The sequence below is a fragment of the Leisingera sp. ANG-Vp genome, assembly GCF_000813725.1.
GTDB lineage: Bacteria > Pseudomonadota > Alphaproteobacteria > Rhodobacterales > Rhodobacteraceae > Leisingera.
Genome location: NZ_JWLD01000043.1, coordinates 1 through 18,371, shown reverse-complemented (window position 1 = coordinate 18,371; position 18,371 = coordinate 1). Strand labels below are relative to the sequence as shown.

Below are 18,371 nucleotides of genomic sequence, written 5' to 3'. Positions count from 1 at the left end.
CCTCCGGGCCCTTCTCCAAAGCCCGGATGGGACGGATTGCGCAGGAAGGCACGCTGACCCGGGAAACCCATGTCTGGACGCCGGGCCAGGACGGCTGGAAACGAGCAGGCGACGTGATGGAGCTGGCGCAGCTCTTCACCATCCTGCCGCCGCCTCCCCCGCCGCCGCCTCCGGCCGGCTGACCTGCGCCCGTTTTCCCTTAACCTCCGCTGCACGACAGGCTTGCTCCCGTGACCATGCCCCCGCCGCCGCCCTCTTCTGCGGCTTCCAACAATGAAGAGAGCCACCGCTTCCCCTGCGAGCAATGCGGCGCGGATTATTCCTATGATCCGGCGAATGGCACCCTGACCTGCGGCCATTGCGGCCATACCGACAGCATCCGCAGCGGCCCCTGGACGGGAGGCGCTCTGCAGGAGCTGGATTTCCGCGCCGCCGTGGCCGACCAGCTGCCGGAAGCGGAGATTGAAGTGACCCGTGTCTCCGCCTGCCCCAATTGCGCGGCGCAAGTTGAGTTCGACCCGGACACCCATGCCAAGGAATGCCCTTTCTGCGCCACCCCGGTGGTCACCGGCACGGGCGAGAACCGCCACATCAAACCCAAAGGCGTGCTGCCCTTTGCCTTCGCAGAACGCGAAGCCCACAAGGCAATGAGCACTTGGCTGGGGCGGCTGTGGTTCGCGCCGAACGGGCTTAAGGAATACGCCCGCAAGGGACGGCGCATGCAGGGCATTTATGTGCCCTACTGGACATATGACGCCCAGACCCGCAGCGCCTATTCCGGCCAGCGCGGTACTGTCTATTACGTGACCGAAACCTATCAGCAGGATGGCGAGACAAAGACCCGGCAGGTCTCCAAGGTGCGCTGGACACCGGCGTCAGGCCGGGTGCAGCGGTTCTTTGACGACGTGCTGGTGCTGGCCTCGAAAAGCCTGCCCAAACGTTATACCGAGGCGCTGGAGCCCTGGGACCTGTCGCAGCTGGAGCCTTATCAGCCGCAGTATCTGGCAGGCTTCCGCGCCGAGGCCTACACAGTGGACCTGGAGGCCGGTTTTGCCGAGGCCGGGCGGAAGATGGACCGGGTTATCGAGCGCGACGTGCGCTTTGACATCGGCGGCGACCGCCAGCGGATCAGCCATATCGACACCAAGGTGTCAGAGGTGACCTTCAAGCACATCCTGCTGCCGGTGTGGCTGGCCGCATATAAATACCGCGGCAAAACCTACCGGTTTGTGGTCAATGGCCAGTCCGGCCGGGTGCAGGGCGAGCGGCCTTATTCAGCATGGAAGATTGCGTTTGCCGTGCTTCTGGCCTTGGCCGTTGGCGCAGGCATCGCGCTGGTGGCCAGCCAGCAGTAGCGCCTTGAATGACGGAAGGGGGAGCAGCCTCCCCCTTCCTGACCGGCCGGTTCCTTTCCCCGGTTCTGAGCCGGAACCCGCGCGGCCTCCCTGTCAGCCCTTGCTGATCTCGATCTTGCGGGCCGTTTCAGGCTGTTCCAGCGCCTTCTTCGGCACCGCGATATGCAGCACGCCGTCCTCCATCCGCGCGGCAGCCGCCTGCCCGTCCGCATCCTCCGGCAGACGGAAGGACCGGCGGAAGGCCCCGTACTGGCGCTCGCTGAAGTACCAGGTGTCGCCTTTCTTTTCGGATTGCGTCTTTTTCTCCCCGCGGATTGTAAGGACACCGTTGTCCACGGTCAGATCAACATCTTCGAGAGCGACGCCGGGAAGCTCCATCGCGATATCGTAGGCCTCCTTGCCGGAAGAGGCTTCGGTAGCAGGAGCCAGCCAATCGGCAAGACGGGTCCCGAAGCTGCGGAAGGGATCATACAACGACGGCCAGAAGCCGCCATGTTCGGTTTTTTCCACCATTTTCAGCCTCCTTTCTACATACGCCCCATTTTAACTCTGACGCTGCGGCACCGCCTTGATCCGGCGCAATAGAGCGGCTTGCGCCGCGGGTTTTCGGGCGTCAGTCTGTCGTTCAGCCAGCCGGAGGGAATGAACATGACGCCTGATCTGCATAGCCTGGACACTCTGTTTGCCGCGCGCCGCAGCTGCCGCGCCTTCCGCCTGGATCCCGTGCCGCGGGCGGTTATCGAAGACATCCTGCGCTGCGCGCAAAAGGTGCCTTCGTGGTGCAACGCGCAGCCCTGGAAAGTGACCTTGTGCAGCGGTGCAGAGACGGAGCGGCTGCGCGCGGCCCTGATGCAGGCCGCGCAGGGCGGCGGCCACAGCCCCGATCTGGAATTCCCCGCAGGCTATAGCGCAGAGTACCAGCAGCGCCGCCGAGATTGCGGCTGGGCGCTGTATGAGGCCGTCGGGGTCGAAAAAGGAGACCGGGCCGGCTCCGCCCGGCAGATGATGGAAAACTACCGGCTGTTCGGTGCCCCGCATTGCGCAATTCTATCCTCGCCAGCCGAGCTTGGGCCCTATGGCGCAATGGACTGCGGCGGATTTGTTGCCGCCTTCACTTTGGCGGCCCAGGCTGCAGGGATTGCCAGCATCCCGCAGGCTGCGGTTGCCTCCTTTGCCCCTTTGCTGCATGAGCTGCTGGACATCCCTGAAGACCGGGTCATCCTTTGCGCCATTTCCTTTGGCTACAGCGATACGGAGCACCCGGCCAACAGCTTCCGCACCAGCCGGGCAGACCTTGGAGAATTCACCATCTGGCGCGGCTGAAACTGAAAGAGGACAGGAAAACATGCGGGCATTGATACAGCGGGTCAGCGAAGCCTCGGTCACGGTGGACGGGGAAATCATTGGAGAGACCGGCCCTGGCCTGCTGATCCTGATCTGCGCCATGCAGGGCGACAGCGAAGCCCAGGCCGATCATCTGGCGGCCAAGATCTCAAAACTCAGGATTTTCAAGGATGAGGCCGGCAAGATGAACCGTTCGGTTCTGGACACCGGCGGCAGCGCGCTGATCGTCAGCCAGTTTACCCTTGCTGCAGACACCCGCCGCGGCAACCGCCCGGGGTTCTCCACCGCAGCCGCGCCCGCCGAAGGGGAGCGGCTCTATGAGTATTTTGCCGGCCGGCTTGCCGGGCTGGGAGTGAAGACCGCGACAGGAAAGTTCGGTGCCGACATGAAAGTCCGGCTGCTGAATGACGGCCCTGTCACCATCTGGATGGACACAGAAGACGCCTGATCTCCTTTGCCACGCGCCCTGCCATAGACGCTGCTGCGTCAAGGCTTGCCTGGCGCAGACTTGACGCAGCGGAACAGGCGTTCCCTGTGGCAGATACGGCATCCGTGACGTTTTTTGGCAAGGAAGTAACGATTCTGTCGATGCAGGAGCCGGTTTCGCGGCTGTTCCGGGCAGATTCATAAAAAATCCGTCATTTCCCGGCACAAAAATTTCTTGTCGCATTCCAGATGTTTTTTTGATTTACAATCCACTTTGAACCTAAAAACGGCACCTTGCCTCAAAAAGGCGACACCCCCTCGCGGAAGCTCACGAGTGCGTGTGCTGCCATGCCGGGGCTTTCGCGAATAACGCTTGCGAGGCCGCAGCAAATCGGCAAATCTTGAACCACCAATCAAAAAACAGGTGCCCGCAGCACCACAACCAATCGGGAGAACTCTATGAACAGACACATGCAGTATCTGGCCAGCCAGGCTGCGGCAGGCAAACTGTCGCGCCGTGACTTCCTGGGCAAAGCCGCCGCATTGGGCTTTACCGCTGTTTCCGCAAACCTGCTGCTGTCCACCGCAGCCAAGGCCGCAGGCCCGCAAAAGGGCGGCACCATCCGCCTCGGCCTGCAGGGCGGCTCCACCACCGACAGCCTGGACCCGGCACTGGTCACCAATACCGTTGGCCTGATGGTCACCCGCTTGTGGGGTGAAACGCTGGTTGAGCTGGCCGAAGACGGCGGCATCGAAGGCAAGCTGGCAGAAAGCTATGAAGCCTCTGCCGATGCCCGCACCTGGACCTTCAAGCTGCGCTCCGGCGTGACCTATTCCAACGGTCAGAGCGTCACAGCCGATGACGTGGTCAAGACCATGGAGCGCCACAGCGGCGAGGACACCAAGTCCGGCGCACTGGGCATTATGCGCGGCATCAAGGACGTGCGCGCGGACGGCGACAGCGTTGTCTTCGAACTGGACAGCCCGAACGCCGACCTGCCCTATCTGCTGGCCGACTATCACCTGATCGTTCAGCCCAACGGCGGCAATGACGATCCGGCAGCGGCAATCGGCACCGGCCCGTATATCATGAAGTCCGCCGACATGGGCGTGCGCTTCGTGGCTGAGAAAAACCCGAACTACTGGGGCGATCTGGGCAACGCGGATACCGTGGAAATCATCGTCATCAACGATGACACCGCCCGTGTCGCGGCTCTGCAGTCCGGCCAGGTGGACGTGATCGACCGTGTGCCGCCGCGGACCGCAAAACTGGTGGACCGTGCACCGAACATCACCGTGCACTCGACCTCTGCGGCCGGCCACTATGTGTTCATCATGCACTGCAACACCGCGCCCTTCGACAATAACGATGTGCGCATGGCGCTGAAGTACGGCATGAACCGTCAGGAAATGGTCGACAAGATCCTGAACGGCTATGGCACCGTGGGCAACGACACTCCGATCAACGCCTCCTACCCGATGTACACCGAGCTGGAGCAGCGCGAGTTCGATCCGGACAAGGCCATGTTCCACCTGAAGAAATCCGGCCACGACGGCTCGATCCTTCTGCGGACTTCGGACAACTCCTTCCCGGGTGCGCCGGATGCCTCCGCCCTGTTCCAGCAATCGCTGTCCAGTGCGGGCATCAAGCTTGATGTGAAACGCGAGCCGAATGACGGCTACTGGTCGGAAGTCTGGAACGCTCAACCGTTCTGCACCAGCTACTGGGGCGGCCGTCCGACCCAGGACCAGATGTTCACCACCGCCTACCTGTCCACCGCTGACTGGAACGACACCCGCTTCAACAATGAGCAGTTCGACCAGATGCTGGTGGCGGCACGCGGGGAGCTGGACGTTGCCAAGCGGACGCAGATGTATGCCGACATGTCGACCATCCTGCGTGACGAAGGCGGCTTGATCTGCCCGATGTTCAATGACTTCGTTGAAGCAACCACCGACAAGGTCGACGGCTTCACCGCAGGCATCCCCGGCCAGGTTCTGATGAACGGCTATGCCGCCAGCAAGCTGTGGGTCAAAGCCTAATATGTCTCCGATCGTAAAACTCCTGGCTCAGCGCATCGCGCTGAGCCTCCTTCTTTTGCTGCTCATCTCAGTGGTGATCTTCGCCGGCACGATCGTTCTGCCGGGCGACGTCGCTCAATCGATCCTGGGTCAGTCAGCAACGCCGGAGGCACTGGCCAACCTGCGGGCTGAGCTGGGTGTGAACGATCCTCCCGTACAACGCTATTTTGCCTGGCTCTTCGGTGCCATGCAGGGCGATCTTGGCACTGCTCTTACCAGCGGCCAGGACATCGCCGATGCCCTTAGCAACCGTCTTTGGAACACGCTTTTCCTCGCCTTCTGGGCTGCCATGGTTGCGGTGCCGCTGGCAATCTTCCTTGGCCTTCTGGCCGTCCGCTTCAAGGACCGCTGGCCCGACAAACTGATCTCTGCCGTCACGCTCGCCTCGATCTCGATCCCCGAGTTCCTGATCGGCTACGTGCTGATGTATTTCGTCGCCGTGAAGCTTCAGTGGGCGCCGTCGGTGGCCATGATCAACGACAGCATGAGCCTGCTGGACAAGCTGAATTCCATCGCGCTTCCGGTTGCCGTGCTTACCCTCGTGGTGCTGGCGCACATGATGCGCATGACGCGCGCCGCGATCCTGAACGTGATGCAATCCGCATACATCGAAACGGCTGAACTGAAGGGCCTCAATGCATTTCAGGTAATCTACCGCCATGCTTTCCCGAATGCCGTTGCACCGATCGTCAACGTTGTAATGCTGAACCTTGCGTATCTGGTGGTCGGCGTTGTGGTGATCGAAGTGGTCTTCGTCTATCCCGGCATGGGCCAGTATCTGGTCGACCATGTGTCCAAGCGTGACGTGCCGGTGGTGCAGGCCTGCGGCCTGATCTTTGCCGCCGTCTATATCGGCCTCAACATGATCGCCGATATTGTCGCCATCCTGTCGAACCCGCGCCTGAGGCACCCGAAATGAAGAATATCCCCATTTCCGCTATGATCGGGCTGTTCTTCACTGCCCTGTACTTTCTGGCCGCGATCTTTGCCCCGCTGCTGGCGCCTTACGGCGTTGGCGAGGTGGTCGGTGACGTCTGGGAGCCCTCCCGGATTGAAATCATGCTGGGTATTGCCCCCGAAGGCTTTACCGAGTCCGATTACTGGCTCGGAACCGACAACATCGGCCGCGATCTGCTGTCCCGCATGATCTACGGCGGGCGCACCACCATCTTTATCGCCACAGCAGCAACCGTGCTGTCCTTCACTCTTGGCTCTGTGCTCGGCTTCTTTGCCGCAGTTGCAGGCGGCTGGGTGGATCAGGTGCTGTCGCGCTTCGTTGATCTGGTGATGTCGATCCCGACGCTGATCTTCGCGCTTGTGGTGCTGTCAGTGGCTCCGGTGACAATCCCGATCCTGATCCTGGTGATGGGTCTTCTGGATGCCACCCGCGTTTACCGTCTGGCCCGTGCCGTCGCTGTGGACATCGAGGTGATGGACTATGTTGAGGCTGCCCGCCTTCGCGGTGAGAAGATGGCCTGGGTCATCTTCCGCGAGATCCTGCCCAACGCGCTGTCTCCGCTGATCGCTGAGATGGGCCTGCGCTTCATCTTTGCGGTTCTGTTTGTCTCCACCCTGTCCTTCCTGGGTCTGGGCGTGCAGCCTCCTGAGGCTGACTGGGGCGGCATCGTGAAAGAGAACAAGGAAGGCATCGTCTACGGCATTCCTGCGGCTCTGATCCCGGCCTTTGCCATCGCCACTCTGGCGATCTCGGTCAACCTGGTGGCTGACTGGGTGCTGAACCGGACCACATCGCTGAAAGGAGGCCGCGGATGAGCGATACCCTGTTGAAAGTCCGCGACCTGAAAATCGGCGCGACCATCTTTCCGCCCGGGGAAAAGCCCCGCGACATCGAAATCGTGCACGGAGTCAGCTTTGACCTCGCGCCCGGCAAAGTCCTGGGGCTTATCGGGGAATCCGGCGCCGGCAAGTCCACCATTGGCCTGGCTTCCATGGCCTATGGCCGCGGCGGTGTGAAAATCACCGGAGGCGAGGTCTGGGTCAACGGGCGCGATATCCTCAAAGGCGGCCACAAGGACATCCGCCGCCTGCGCGGTGCCGAGGTGACCTATGTGTCGCAATCTGCGGCCGCCTCTTTCAACCCGGCCAAGAAGATCATGGACCAGGTTGTCGAGGCAGCGGTGGAGCAGAAGAAGTTCTCCCGCAAGGATGCCGAGGCACGCGCCCGGGTGCTGTTTGCCAAGCTAGGCCTGCCGGATCCGGACAACATCGGCGACCGTTACCCGCACCAGGTGTCGGGCGGCCAGCTGCAGCGCTGCATGACCGCGCTGGCGCTGTGCCCGGAACCTGATCTGGTGGTCTTTGACGAGCCGACCACGGCGCTCGACGTGACCACCCAGATCGACGTGCTGATGGCGATCAAGGAAGCGATCCGCGACACCGGCGTTGCCGCGCTCTACATCACCCACGACCTGGCGGTTGTGGCGCAGGTGAGCGACGACATCATGGTTCTGCGGATGGGCAACACCGTCGAATACGGCAATGTTGACCAGATCATCAATGATCCGCAGGAGGAGTACACCAAGGCGCTGGTTTCGGTCCGCTCCATCGAGCACGAGGAAAAGGCCCCGACGCCTGACCCGGTGCTGAGCGTGCGCAATGTCACCGCGCGTTACAAAGGCACCCAGTTCGACGTTCTGAAGAACGTGAATGTGGACCTGTACCCCGGTCAGACCCTGGCTGTGGTGGGTGAGTCCGGTTCCGGCAAATCCACCCTCGCCCGGGTGATCACCGGCCTGCTGCCGCCGCGCGAGGGCGAGATCGAGTTCGCCGGCCGCAAGCTGTCGCCGGATCTCAAGGGGCGCAGCCGCGAAGACCTGCGCGAGCTGCAGATGATCTACCAGATGGCGGACGTGGCGATGAACCCGCGCCAGACTGTCGGCACCATCATCGGCCGCCCGCTGGAGTTCTACTTCGGCATGCGCGGCGCCGAGAAGAAGAAGCGGATCATCGAGCTGCTGGATGAGATCGAGCTGGGCGAGAAGTTCATCGACCGCTATCCGGCGGAACTGTCCGGCGGCCAGAAGCAGCGTGTCTGCATCGCCCGCTCGCTGGCGGCCAAGCCCAAAATGATCATCTGCGACGAGGTCACCTCGGCGCTCGACCCGCTGGTGGCGGACGGCATTCTGAAGCTGCTGCTGGACCTGCAGAAGATCGAAGATGTGGCCTATCTGTTCATCACCCACGATCTGGCGACCGTGCGCGCCATCTCGGACAATATCGCGGTGATGTACCAGGGCCAGGTGCAGCGCTATGGCGGCAAGTCCAAAGTGCTGAGCCCGCCGTTCGACGATTACACCGACCTGCTGCTGAGCTCCGTCCCCGAGATGCGGCTGGGCTGGCTGGAAGAGGTGATCGCCAACCGCAAGATGGAAAGCGCCGGCAACTGAACCGGCGGATATTCCGCAGCCTGGCCCCTGCCCGCACCCCGGGCGGGGGCTTTTTCTTATTCGGCTTCACCGGGATTCGTGGTATTTTATTGCCACCGGGGAGAATGCGGCGGAACCAGCCGCAAGCAATAGTAATATAACTGAGCGTGGCTGTTTCCTCATGCAGGCCTAACCCGAATCCTCCGGGCAGTTTTGCTTTTCCGGCGGAACAGGAGGGACTGCCATGACGGACTGGGCCATTCACGGATTTGAAATCGCAAACTGCAATTGCGTTCCCGGCTGCCCGTGCCAGTTCTCGCAGCTGCCCAATGACGGCACTTGCGAGGCGATGCTGACATTCCGGATCGACAAAGGGCATTACGGGGATACCCGGTTGGACGGGCTGCTGGCTGCGGCTATCTACAAGTGGCCCGGGCCGATCCACGAGGGCAACGGCGAGATGCAGCTGATCATCGACGAACGCGCCACCGCGGATCAGAAGGCGGCGCTTGAGGCGATCATGACCGGCCAGGACACCGCAGAATTCGCGACAATGTTCTTTGTCTTCAACGCCATGTGCACGACCAAGCATGAAACCCTCAGCGCCGCTGTCAGCCTGACCTATGACAAGGAAACCGGCATCGGCCATGCAAAGGCCGGAAGTATCGGCGAAACCTCGGTGGAGCCGATTCCCAACATCGTCTCCGGCGCGCCGCATTCGGTGCAGATCAAGCTGCCAAACGGGTTCGAATACGACGTGGCCTCGGTGGCGCGGGGCAGCACAAAGACGCCCGGCTCTGCCATCAGCCTGGAAAAGAACAGCAATACCCACGCCCATGTCGTCGAGATGCACCTGACCGGTGCAGGCGTTCAGCGGGCGGCCTGAACCGCCATGGGCGGGCAGCAGCAGATAGATGGGCCAGCAGAGCGGCTGGCCCGCCATGACCGGGCCGTCGTCATCGCTGCCGCCGGCCTGGTTGTGCTGCTGAGCGCGCTTTACACCATCTTCGGCGTCGGCATGGATATGAGCGCTGTCGAGATGACCCGCATGGCCCGTCCGATCGGCGAGCCGATGCAGATGGGCGGCAGCACCGTCTGGACGGTGTCTTATGCCGTGCTGATCTTCCTGATGTGGTGGATCATGATGATCGCCATGATGACCCCCAGCGCGGCGCCAGTGCTGCTGCTGTTCACCGCCATCAAGAAAGCCGGTGTCCGGCCGGACCTGGCGCCGCTCCTGAGCCTGTTGTTCCTGAGCGGCTACCTTTTGGCCTGGGGAGTGTTCTCAATCGCAGCCACCGCCATGCAGTGGGGGCTGGAAACAGTTGGCCTGTCAAACGGCCCAATGATGTCGCTCAGCAGCCGTGCCCTTAGCGGAGCACTGCTGCTGGCGGCGGGCGCCTATCAGTTCACCCCCTACAAGCACGCCTGCCTAATGCATTGCCGTATGCCGGTGCATTTTCTGACCGCGCATAACCGCACAGGTTTGGTTGGTGCTTTGCTGATGGGCGCCCATCACGGAACTTTTTGCCTGGGCTGCTGCTGGGCATTGATGCTGCTGCTGTTTGCCGGCGGCATCATGAATCTCTACTGGATCGCCGGCCTGGCGCTGTATGTGCTGGCCGAGAAGCATTTTGCCCATGGGCGGCTGTTTACCGCTGCCACCGGCGGCCTGCTGATCCTGGCCGGCTGTTACGTCCTGATTACCGGCCTCTGATGCGCCCGCTTTGCGAAACCCGGGATCTCCCTGGAAAATCCTTCCCAAAATGACGGTTTCAGACCATTTGTCCGCTTTTTGAATGGCCCTTCAAGAAAGTGACACGTAGATGCGGCAGCTAGGCGTCCGCTAGGCAAAAGGATTCGGCGAATGGACAACAAACTCCTCCTCATCATTCTGGACGGCGTGCCGTGGCGCAATTTCCGCCGGCTGTTCGGAAATCTGGAAGGCTGGGTGGACAGCGGCGATGCCCGCGTCTGGAAACTGCGCAGCGTTCTGCCGTCGACCTCGGCCAGCTGCTATGCTTCGATCCATACGGGTGTTGCGCCGGCCGTTCACGGCTCAACCGGCAATGCCAACGTGTTCCGCCTGAAGGAAAAAGACGTGTTCTCGCAGGTCCGCGAAGCCGGCGGCGTGACCGGTGCCGTGGCGCACAGCTACTGGTCCTCCTTCTTCAACCGCCATCCCTTCGATTACGTCCGCGACATCGAATATGACGAGCCTGAGAGCAAGAGCATCAACCACGGCCGTTTCCATTCAATGACCGGCTACGGCAAGGACAATCAGATGACGCCGTCGGATGTCGACCTGTTCGGCACCCTGACCAATCTCTGCCTGCGCTTTGGCCTCAATTACGGCATGCTGCACACCTGCACGCTGGACTGCATGGGCCACCGGTTCTTCCACGACTGCCAGGAGATGGACCACGCCTGTTTCGTGATGGACGAGATGCTGGCGCCCTTCATCACCCGCTGGCGTGATCTGGGCTATGAGGTGATCGTGACCGCCGACCACGGCCAGGACGAGCGCGGCCACCACGGCGGCCGCAGCCCGCTGCAGCAGGAAACCGCGCTTTACTACTTCGGCGACGCAGATGGCCCTGACCATGACGAGGTGATCGACCAGCGCCAGCTGGCCCCGGCCATCCTCACGCGGCTGGGCGCGCCGGTCGCGGAAACCATGAAGCACGCGTCCTTCCTTAAGTGACCTTACGCCCCTGACACTTGCGCGGCGGCTTTGTGCTAGACTGGCACTCAGCCGCCGTTTTCATTTGTCAGGAAGGATTGCCATGAAATCCCTTGTGTTTGCCGTTTCCCTGCTAGCCTCCCCCGCATTGGCCAGCGATGCCTGCCATGACCTTTGGTTCACCCGCAACGCAGTGATCGACCGGGCTGGCTACTGCTTTGGCTCTCCGCTGGGCCAGGCCGTGTTCAACAATGGGGACTGCACCGGCAAATCCGTCTCGCTGCCGCCCCAGGCCGAACGGATGGTGGCACTGGTAAAGGAAATGGAGGCGCGCTTCGGCTGCCGGGTGAACAATAAGCAGACCTATCTGGACCTGGATGATCTGTTCCTGCGCTACCAGCTGTGGGACCTGCCGGTGCGCGATGAGTTTGAAAGCGCCTGCCTCGGCTGGCTGGGGCCCGTCATGGGACTGCGTGCCGGGCACCGCCCGGATGCGCCGCTTGTCGGGCAAATAGACCCCGGCGACAATGTGAACTATTCGCATATCCCTGTCGGCAGCTGGACCTATGTCACCACTTCCGGCCCTGACTGGCAGGTCACCAGCGGTGGTTGGCTGGACACCTCGCTGTTTCAGGAGCAATGCCAGGATTATGCCGGCTAGGCAGCGCTGCTACCCGTCAAAGGTCCAAAGCCCCTGCCCCAGCGCCTCAACCGCGACCGAGATCCGCTCGAAACTGTCGCGGGCGCGGGTAACGCTGTGGCGCGCGCGCAGGTAGCCGTGGATCAGGCCCGGCTCGTTGATCCAATGCGCTTTGCCGCCTGCCGCGAGAATGCAATCCCGGTAGTCCCGGGAATCGTCACGCACCGGATCGCAATCGGCACTCACCAGCACTGTCGGCGGCAGATTAGAGAAGTCACTGTCTGACAGCGGTGCATAAAGCGGGTCGTCCTGCGGCGGCTCCCCGTCTGCCCGGATGCGGTGATAATAAAGCACGTCCTCGCGGGTCAGCATCGGCGCCTGTGCATGTTCAATGTAAGAGCCCTGATTCACATCGCCGCCAAAGGCGCCGTAGATCAGCACCTGGCCCAGTACTGCTTCGCAGCGGCCGCGGGCATGATGCGCCACTGCAGCACACAGGTTTGCCCCGGCGCTGTCGCCGACAAGCACAATCCCCTTGCCATAGGCCGCTTCAATCCAGCCCAGCACCACCCAGGCATCCTCAAACGCAGCGGGATGCTTGTGCTCGGGCGCCAGCCGGTAGTCCACCGCTACCACCCGGTAGCCGGTCTGAGCACAGATTTCAGCACAGACGTCGTCATGGCTGTCGAGCCCGCCGACCACAAAACCGCCGCCGTGACAGAACATCACCGTCCGGGTGGGGTCGCCCGCGGTATAGACCCGCACCGGCACCCCGTTGGCCGAGACCTCTTCAACCGAGACCACATCCGGCCGCGGAACCCGGAACTCCCGCGCCATCGAGTCGTAAATGCGGCGCTGCTCTTCGATGGACATGTCGACTGCGTCGTCGGGATAAAGCTCGCCGGTCTTCTGGATAAAGTCCCAGGTCTCCTCGTCGATCAGCTTTTCGTAGTCCATCTGCGAGCCTCCCGGTGCCATTGTTTTTTCAGAGCCTAGGCAGAGTTTCCCGCAAATGGAATGCCTGAAAGAAAAAGCGCCCCGGAGGGCGCCAATAATCTCACGTCAGTTTCCCGGGCTCAGGCTGCCGCGGCAGGCTCCCATGGGCGGGTGAAATTGTTCAGCACGCCGTTGATCTCCGCGTCAGAGCTGCCGTTGGCAGCGACCTGCGCCACCAGCCCGCGTTTCTTGTCATCGGTGACGCTTACAACCCGCGCCGCCAGCCCGGCCTCTTCCAGCGCGCCATTGTAGACCCGGGTGATCGCATGCTTGCGCAGGTCCGGCTTGAACACTTTGCCCACCGCGGTTTTCGGCAGCGCCTCCAGCACCGTCAAATGCTTGGGGATCGCGGCGCGCTCATGCACGTGCACCTTGCAGTATTCCAGCAGTTCTGCCTCGCTGACCGAAGCTCCCTCGACCAGTTCGACAAATGCGCAGGGCAACTCACCCGCGTGCGAATCCGGCTGGCCGATAGCGCCCGCAAAAGCCACCGCCTCATGGCCCAGCAGCGCTTCTTCGATCTCCGCCGGGTCGATGTTGTGGCCGCCGCGGATAATCAGATCCTTGGCGCGGCCCGTGATCCACAGGTAGCCGTCCCCGTCGATCCGGCCCAGATCGCCGGTGCGCAGGTGGGTGTCCTGATAGTAGAGATCCGCGTTCTTGTCGGCCTCGGTATAGGTGTTGCCGGCAAAGACGCCGGGGCTGGAAACACAGATCTCGCCCACCTCGTCAGTGCCGCATTCCAACGGGCCATTATTGGTCTGCTTGACGATACGCACATCAGTGTAGGGAAACGGGATGCCGACCGATCCGACTTTCTTTTCGCCATCCGTCGGGTTGCAAGAGACCAGGCAGGTGGCCTCGGTCAACCCGTACCCCTCGATGATCGTTACGCCCGAAGCGCCCTCAAACCGTTTGAACAGCTCCATCGGCATTGGCGCCGAGCCGGAGAAAGCGGTTTTCACCGAGGAGATATCCGCATCCACTTCGCGCTGCATCAGCGCGGAGACGGCGGTAGGCACGGTGATGATAAAGGTGATCTTCCAGCGCTCGATCAGCTTCCAGAAGTTGTCAAAGACGCCATCCCCCCGGTAGCCCTGCGGCGTCGGAAAGACCACATGCGCGCCCGAAGCAATTGCTGCCATCATGATCACATGCACCGCAAAGACGTGGAACAGCGGCAACGGGCACATGATGTTGTCTTCTTCGGTGAACAAAAGCGTATGGCCGATCCAGCCGTTGTAGATCAGGCCGGAATACTTGTGCTGCGCCACCTTGGGCATGCCGGTGGTGCCACCGGTGTGGAAGTAGCACGCCACCCGGTCGCTTTCGCTGTCAGCGAAGGTCAAGGTCTTCGGCTGCTTTGCCATTTCCTTGGAGAAATTCAGGTAGTCGGCGTGGCTGGGGTGGCCGTCCAGTTTCGGCCGGATCAGCGGCACGATCCAGGACTTCGGCGGCGTCAAATAGCGGTTCAGGTCCACTTCCAGCACCGTCTTCACCCCAGGTGCATGGCGCACCGCCTCGGCCACCTTTTGCGCCACGTCCGTTTTGGGGAAGGGCCGCAGGGTCACCACCACCTTGGCCTTGGTCTCGCGCAGGATCGAGGCGATCTGTTCCGGCTCCAGCAGCGGGTTGATCGGGTTCACGATCCCCGCAACTGCACCGCCCAGCATGGTCACCAGCGTCTCATGGCAATTGGGCAGCACATAGGCGACAACATCCTGTTCGCCGACGCCAAGAGAGCGGAACATATTGGCTGCTTGGCTCACCTGATCCTTCAGAGCACTCCAGGTGAGCGTTTCCGCCTTGTCCTGAGGCCCGGAGAAGATCTGATAGCTGACCGCCTTGCTGCTGGGGTATTTGCCGGCGGTACGCGACAAAAGCCCGTACAGCGTCGCCGGAAGCTCCCGCGCCTCCCACGGCATTTCGTTCTGCAACGCGTCGCGGTCCGCAATTCCCGAAAAACTCATAGATCTCCTCCCCGTTCCCCCTGCTGTACCGGGGGTATTCTCGTTGAGCCCAGACTATTGAAAACCGGTGTTTTCGCAAGCACCGGCTCAGGGTCACGCCAAGGCAGTTTGCGGCATGACGTGGCGCCAAGCCTTGCCTTGGGCCGATTTCAACCAAAAACGCCCCGGAACCTGTCCGGGGCGCCAAAGGTTTCACGCTGGCCTGCAGTTATTCCGCCGCCAGCCCTTCGGTGAACTGCAGCTTGGCCAGGCGCGCATACAGCCCGCCTTGGGCCACCAGCTCATCATGGGTGCCGGTCGCCACGATCCGGCCCTGGTCCATCACCACAATCCGGTCTGCCTTTTTCACTGTGGCCAGCCGGTGCGCCACGATCAGCGTGGTGCGGCCCTGGCTCAGCTCATCCACAGCGGCCTGCACCAGGCGTTCGCTTTCGGCATCCAGCGCTGAGGTCGCCTCATCCAGCAGCAGCACCGGCGCATCGCGCAGAATGGCGCGGGCAATGGCAATCCGCTGTTTCTGGCCGCCCGACAGCATCACGCCGCGCTCACCGACAAAGCTGCCATAGCCTTCGGGCAGCTTGGAGATGAAGTCATGCGCAGCGGCGGCCTTGGCGGCGGCTTCCACTTCAGCATCCGAGGCATCCGGCCGGCCAAAGCGGATGTTTTCCAGCGCCGAGGCAGCAAAGATCACCGGGTCCTGCGGCACCATCGCGATGTGGTGCCGGAAGGCATCCCGCTGCAGATCGTCCAGCGCCACGCCATCCAGCTTCACCGCACCCTGGTTCGGATCATAGAAGCGCTGCAGCAGCTGGATAACCGTGGTCTTGCCTGCCCCGGACGGGCCGACAAAGGCCACCGTCTCGCCGGGGTTCACTGTCAGCGACACATTCTCCAGCGCCGAGACATCAGGACGCGACGGATAGCGGAAAGACACGTTGTCAAATTCGATTTCGCCTTTGACCGGTGCGGGCAGCGCCTGTGCCTGAACCGGGTCCAGCACGGTGTCTTCCGCATTCAGCAGTTCCACCAACCGCTCAGTCGCGCCGGCGGCGCGCTGCAGCTCGCTCCAGATCTCCGACAATGCGGCCACCGAGCCGGCCACCAGCACTGAATAAATCACAAACTGGATCAGGGTGCCTTCGCTCATCAGCCCCGCGCGTACATCGTTGGCGCCCATCCACAGGACACCCACGATGCCGGAGAACACCAGGAAGATCACGATTACGGTCAGATAGGCCCGGGTCTGAATGCGGCGGCGGGAAACGTCATAGGCTGTCTCAGTCATCTCGCCGAACTGCCGCCGGCTGGCGCCCTCGTGGGTAAAGGCCTGCACGGTCTGCACCGCCCCCAGAGCCTCGCCCGCATTGCCGGAGGAAGCGGCAATCCAGTCCTGGTTTTCCTTGCTGATTGCCCGCAAGCGGCGGCCAAGAACCAGGATCGGCACGATTACGGCTGGAACGATCAACAGCACCAGCATCGTGAGCTTAGCCGAGGTCAGCAGCATCAGCACCATGCCGCCCAGAAAAATCAGCAGGTTGCGCAGCGCAATTGACACCGAAGATCCCAGCACCGACTGGATCAGCGTGGTGTCTGTGGTGATCCGGCTCAGCACCTCGCCGGTCATGATCCGCTCATAGAACTCAGGGCTCATGCCGATCACCCGGTCGAACACTGCCTTGCGGATATCAGCCACCACCCGCTCGCCCAGCCGGGTCACCAGCGCATAGCGCACACCGGTGCCAACGGCGAGCAAAGCCGCAATCACCAAAGCCGCACTGAAATAGAGGTTCAAGAGCTCAGAATCGGATACCCGGAAATTGTCCACCACCCGGCGCACGGCCAGCGGCAGCGTCAGTGACAGCCCCGCCGTCATTACCAGCGCGCATGTGGCTGCAAGCATCAGCAAACGGTAGGGCCGCACAAACGGCCACAAAGCCGAAAGCACACCAATTTTACGGGAGCTCTCCCGCTCCTGCTCCGCGTTCGGGGCCGCCTGTTTTCGCGCCATTCCGGTTCCTTTTAACAGTCTTGCGCTGTCACGGGCCCGCGCCCGCCGCATATGCCAAGGTTCATGGCCCTGCAGACTATCGGCGTCAAGCACTCAGCAGTTTAAATATATGCAAGGAAACAGGCATCCGCCGCGGCAGATCGTACCAGTTCAGCGATGCCGGGAAGGTCTGGAGCGGGTAGCGGGAATCGAACCCGCACCTTAAGCTTGGAAGGCTCTTATGATACCATTTCACCATACCCGCTCAGGACATTTGCTGATTTATGGGAAGCGTCCGGTGAGGTCAACCACCTTGGTTTCGTTTATCTTCACCCGGCTGTAAAAAACTCTGCGGGCCTTGCAGAAGGCCTGGCAAGCCGCTCAAATAACATCGTAATCCAGCCGCCTGGCCCCGTCCCCTGCCTTCGGAATCCTGCCGTGAACACAAATCCGCCTATTGCCGTCATCACCGCCCATGGCCAGCCTTCCGCCCCTGCCCCGGCCGAGGCAGATCTGGCTCAGCTGGCGTCGGCGGTTGCGCCGCATCTGCTAGGCTGGGAAGTCCGCTCCGCAACGCTATCCAGCCCTGGGCGGCTCGAGGAGGCAGCAGCCGGGGGCGCCCTGATCTATCCCTTCTTCATGTCCCAGGGATTTTTCACCGCCAAGGTGCTGCCTGACCGCCTGAAAGGCCTCGGCTGCCGGATCACCCTCCCGTTCGGCTTGCATCCGGAGCTGCCGCAGATTGCCGCCCAAACCGTGATGGACGCGGCAAAGACACAGGACTGGGAACTGAATACGCTGCATCTTCTGCTGGCGGCCCATGGCTCCGCCCGCGGGCCAAAAGCGGCAGAGGCTGCCGAGGCCTTTGCAGCCCAGCTGCGCCCTCTTCTACCTGGCTGCACTGTCTCGCTAGGATATGTCGAGCAAGCCCCCAGCATCCAGTCCGCCGCAGCGCCCATGCCCGCCCGCTCCGTTTGCCTGCCGTTCTTCGCCCAGTCCGGAGACCATGTGAAACAGGACCTCCCTGCCGCATTGGAGGCCGCGTGTTTTGGCGGCATCGTGCTGCCGGTCGCGGGCGCGATGCCCGGCGTGCCCGAACTGATCGCCAAAGGCCTCCTCAAAGCCGCCTCGAACCGCGGCCCTTGACCGCAGTTGGCTCAAGTGGAATTCTAGTGTTCCGGAAAGAAAAGCAATTTTGGCCCTGGCGGAGGCAAAACGCCTCTTGCACCGGCCGCGGGCATGTGATTAATCACGCCCTACACCACGGATGGCGAGTTGGCGGAGTGGTGACGCAGCGGATTGCAAATCCGTGTACACCGGTTCGATTCCGGTACTCGCCTCCACCTAAAATCAAGCACTTAGATTACTCCCCTCAATGTAACGGCCCTGCCGTTTACAGTTGCGTTTACAAATTTGCGTTTTCACAGCCGACTTGGCCTGATTGAGTTTGCGCAAAACAGCGTCGCTTTCATCAGGGCTGACCTGGAGTGCCCCATCTGAAT

At 61.9% G+C, this 18,371-nt stretch carries 17 protein-coding genes and 2 tRNA genes; 14 read left to right on the top strand and 5 right to left on the bottom strand.

What is annotated here, in order from left to right; all coding sequences use genetic code 11:
* Together RA20_RS25070 and RA20_RS14140 are read left to right on the top strand one after the other, a co-directional pair.
* On the top strand, positions 1 to 182 hold a 182-nt coding region (locus RA20_RS25070; protein WP_152618519.1), incomplete at its 5' end, for a DUF4339 domain-containing protein.
* Positions 183 to 236: 54 nt separating this feature from the next.
* Positions 237 to 1,355: a TFIIB-type zinc finger domain-containing protein gene (locus RA20_RS14140; protein WP_039129931.1), complete on the top strand. Its 1,119-nt coding sequence runs from the start codon at positions 237 to 239 to the stop codon at positions 1,353 to 1,355.
* Between the two features lie 93 nt (positions 1,356 to 1,448).
* On the opposite strand, the gene RA20_RS14135 is transcribed toward RA20_RS14140, so the two are convergent.
* The gene (locus RA20_RS14135; protein WP_039129928.1) at positions 1,449 to 1,868 is read right to left on the bottom strand and encodes an Hsp20/alpha crystallin family protein; all 420 of its coding nucleotides are present in this window, start codon (positions 1,866 to 1,868) and stop codon (positions 1,449 to 1,451) included.
* A gap of 129 nt (positions 1,869 to 1,997) precedes the next feature.
* Here RA20_RS14135 and RA20_RS14130 point away from each other — a divergent pair, with 129 nt between their 5' ends.
* The 10 genes from RA20_RS14130 to RA20_RS14085 all read left to right on the top strand — a co-directional run bounded on the left by RA20_RS14130 (position 1,998) and on the right by RA20_RS14085 (position 11,937).
* Complete coding sequence (locus tag RA20_RS14130) at positions 1,998 to 2,678, top strand: nitroreductase (protein WP_446720155.1); 681 nt, start codon at positions 1,998 to 2,000, stop codon at positions 2,676 to 2,678.
* Between the two features lie 22 nt (positions 2,679 to 2,700).
* Positions 2,701 to 3,147: a D-aminoacyl-tRNA deacylase gene (dtd, locus tag RA20_RS14125; RefSeq protein WP_039129926.1), complete on the top strand. Its 447-nt coding sequence runs from the start codon at positions 2,701 to 2,703 to the stop codon at positions 3,145 to 3,147.
* 437 nt (positions 3,148 to 3,584) lie between these two features.
* Complete coding sequence (locus RA20_RS14120; RefSeq protein WP_039129924.1) at positions 3,585 to 5,168, top strand: ABC transporter substrate-binding protein; 1,584 nt, start codon at positions 3,585 to 3,587, stop codon at positions 5,166 to 5,168.
* Between the two features lies 1 nt (position 5,169).
* Positions 5,170 to 6,126, top strand: coding sequence for an ABC transporter permease (locus RA20_RS14115; RefSeq protein WP_039129922.1), 957 nt, complete (start codon positions 5,170 to 5,172; stop codon positions 6,124 to 6,126).
* Positions 6,123 to 6,980, top strand: coding sequence for an ABC transporter permease (locus tag RA20_RS14110; RefSeq protein ID WP_039129920.1), 858 nt, complete (start codon positions 6,123 to 6,125; stop codon positions 6,978 to 6,980). The genes RA20_RS14115 and RA20_RS14110 overlap by 4 nt, the downstream gene beginning before the upstream one ends.
* Positions 6,977 to 8,614, top strand: coding sequence for an ABC transporter ATP-binding protein (locus RA20_RS14105; RefSeq protein ID WP_039129917.1), 1,638 nt, complete (start codon positions 6,977 to 6,979; stop codon positions 8,612 to 8,614). The genes RA20_RS14110 and RA20_RS14105 overlap by 4 nt, the downstream gene beginning before the upstream one ends.
* A gap of 223 nt (positions 8,615 to 8,837) precedes the next feature.
* Positions 8,838 to 9,479 (top strand): DUF1326 domain-containing protein, encoded by a 642-nt coding sequence (locus tag RA20_RS14100; RefSeq protein WP_039129914.1) that lies wholly within the window; start codon positions 8,838 to 8,840, stop codon positions 9,477 to 9,479.
* A 6-nt stretch (positions 9,480 to 9,485) separates the two neighbouring features.
* Positions 9,486 to 10,310 (top strand): DUF2182 domain-containing protein, encoded by an 825-nt coding sequence (locus RA20_RS14095; protein WP_039129912.1) that lies wholly within the window; start codon positions 9,486 to 9,488, stop codon positions 10,308 to 10,310.
* Positions 10,311 to 10,460: 150 nt separating this feature from the next.
* Entirely contained in the window at positions 10,461 to 11,297 is an 837-nt protein-coding gene (locus tag RA20_RS14090) for an alkaline phosphatase family protein (RefSeq protein ID WP_039129911.1), read from the top strand.
* An 82-nt stretch (positions 11,298 to 11,379) separates the two neighbouring features.
* The gene (locus RA20_RS14085) at positions 11,380 to 11,937 is read left to right on the top strand and encodes a DUF4453 domain-containing protein (RefSeq protein ID WP_039129908.1); all 558 of its coding nucleotides are present in this window, start codon (positions 11,380 to 11,382) and stop codon (positions 11,935 to 11,937) included.
* Between the two features lie 9 nt (positions 11,938 to 11,946).
* On the opposite strand, the gene RA20_RS14080 is transcribed toward RA20_RS14085, so the two are convergent.
* From RA20_RS14080 to RA20_RS14065, 4 genes are all read right to left on the bottom strand, one after another.
* The gene (locus RA20_RS14080) at positions 11,947 to 12,873 is read right to left on the bottom strand and encodes an alpha/beta hydrolase (RefSeq protein WP_039129934.1); all 927 of its coding nucleotides are present in this window, start codon (positions 12,871 to 12,873) and stop codon (positions 11,947 to 11,949) included.
* Between the two features lie 119 nt (positions 12,874 to 12,992).
* Positions 12,993 to 14,882: an acyl-CoA synthetase gene (locus RA20_RS14075; RefSeq protein WP_039129905.1), complete on the bottom strand. Its 1,890-nt coding sequence runs from the start codon at positions 14,880 to 14,882 to the stop codon at positions 12,993 to 12,995.
* Positions 14,883 to 15,090: 208 nt separating this feature from the next.
* Positions 15,091 to 16,890, bottom strand: coding sequence for an ABC transporter transmembrane domain-containing protein (locus RA20_RS14070; RefSeq protein ID WP_039129903.1), 1,800 nt, complete (start codon positions 16,888 to 16,890; stop codon positions 15,091 to 15,093).
* Positions 16,891 to 17,060: 170 nt separating this feature from the next.
* Positions 17,061 to 17,134 (bottom strand) — tRNA-Gly (locus RA20_RS14065).
* 173 nt (positions 17,135 to 17,307) lie between these two features.
* Between RA20_RS14065 and RA20_RS14060 the strand changes: the two genes are divergently transcribed.
* On the top strand, positions 17,308 to 18,015 hold the full coding sequence (locus tag RA20_RS14060; RefSeq protein ID WP_039129902.1) for a CbiX/SirB N-terminal domain-containing protein: 708 nt from the start codon (positions 17,308 to 17,310) through the stop codon (positions 18,013 to 18,015).
* Between the two features lie 123 nt (positions 18,016 to 18,138).
* Positions 18,139 to 18,212, top strand: a tRNA-Cys gene (locus tag RA20_RS14055).
* The last annotated feature ends 159 nt before the right edge of the window (positions 18,213 to 18,371 follow it).

What these genes read in the sequence shown, in the direction of transcription:
- RA20_RS14140 (WP_039129931.1), top strand. Translation starts at nt 237, where the DNA reads ATGCCCCCGCCGCCGCCCTCTTCTGCGGCTTCCAACAATGAAGAGAGC.
- RA20_RS14135 (WP_039129928.1), bottom strand. Translation starts at nt 1,868, where the DNA reads ATGGTGGAAAAAACCGAACATGGCGGCTTCTGGCCGTCGTTGTATGAT.
- RA20_RS14130 (WP_446720155.1), top strand. Translation starts at nt 1,998, where the DNA reads ATGAACATGACGCCTGATCTGCATAGCCTGGACACTCTGTTTGCCGCG.
- dtd (WP_039129926.1), top strand. Translation starts at nt 2,701, where the DNA reads ATGCGGGCATTGATACAGCGGGTCAGCGAAGCCTCGGTCACGGTGGAC.
- RA20_RS14120 (WP_039129924.1), top strand. Translation starts at nt 3,585, where the DNA reads ATGAACAGACACATGCAGTATCTGGCCAGCCAGGCTGCGGCAGGCAAA.
- RA20_RS14115 (WP_039129922.1), top strand. Translation starts at nt 5,170, where the DNA reads ATGTCTCCGATCGTAAAACTCCTGGCTCAGCGCATCGCGCTGAGCCTC.
- RA20_RS14110 (WP_039129920.1), top strand. Translation starts at nt 6,123, where the DNA reads ATGAAGAATATCCCCATTTCCGCTATGATCGGGCTGTTCTTCACTGCC.
- RA20_RS14105 (WP_039129917.1), top strand. Translation starts at nt 6,977, where the DNA reads ATGAGCGATACCCTGTTGAAAGTCCGCGACCTGAAAATCGGCGCGACC.
- RA20_RS14100 (WP_039129914.1), top strand. Translation starts at nt 8,838, where the DNA reads ATGACGGACTGGGCCATTCACGGATTTGAAATCGCAAACTGCAATTGC.
- RA20_RS14095 (WP_039129912.1), top strand. Translation starts at nt 9,486, where the DNA reads ATGGGCGGGCAGCAGCAGATAGATGGGCCAGCAGAGCGGCTGGCCCGC.
- RA20_RS14090 (WP_039129911.1), top strand. Translation starts at nt 10,461, where the DNA reads ATGGACAACAAACTCCTCCTCATCATTCTGGACGGCGTGCCGTGGCGC.
- RA20_RS14085 (WP_039129908.1), top strand. Translation starts at nt 11,380, where the DNA reads ATGAAATCCCTTGTGTTTGCCGTTTCCCTGCTAGCCTCCCCCGCATTG.
- RA20_RS14080 (WP_039129934.1), bottom strand. Translation starts at nt 12,873, where the DNA reads ATGGACTACGAAAAGCTGATCGACGAGGAGACCTGGGACTTTATCCAG.
- RA20_RS14075 (WP_039129905.1), bottom strand. Translation starts at nt 14,882, where the DNA reads ATGAGTTTTTCGGGAATTGCGGACCGCGACGCGTTGCAGAACGAAATG.
- RA20_RS14070 (WP_039129903.1), bottom strand. Translation starts at nt 16,890, where the DNA reads ATGGCGCGAAAACAGGCGGCCCCGAACGCGGAGCAGGAGCGGGAGAGC.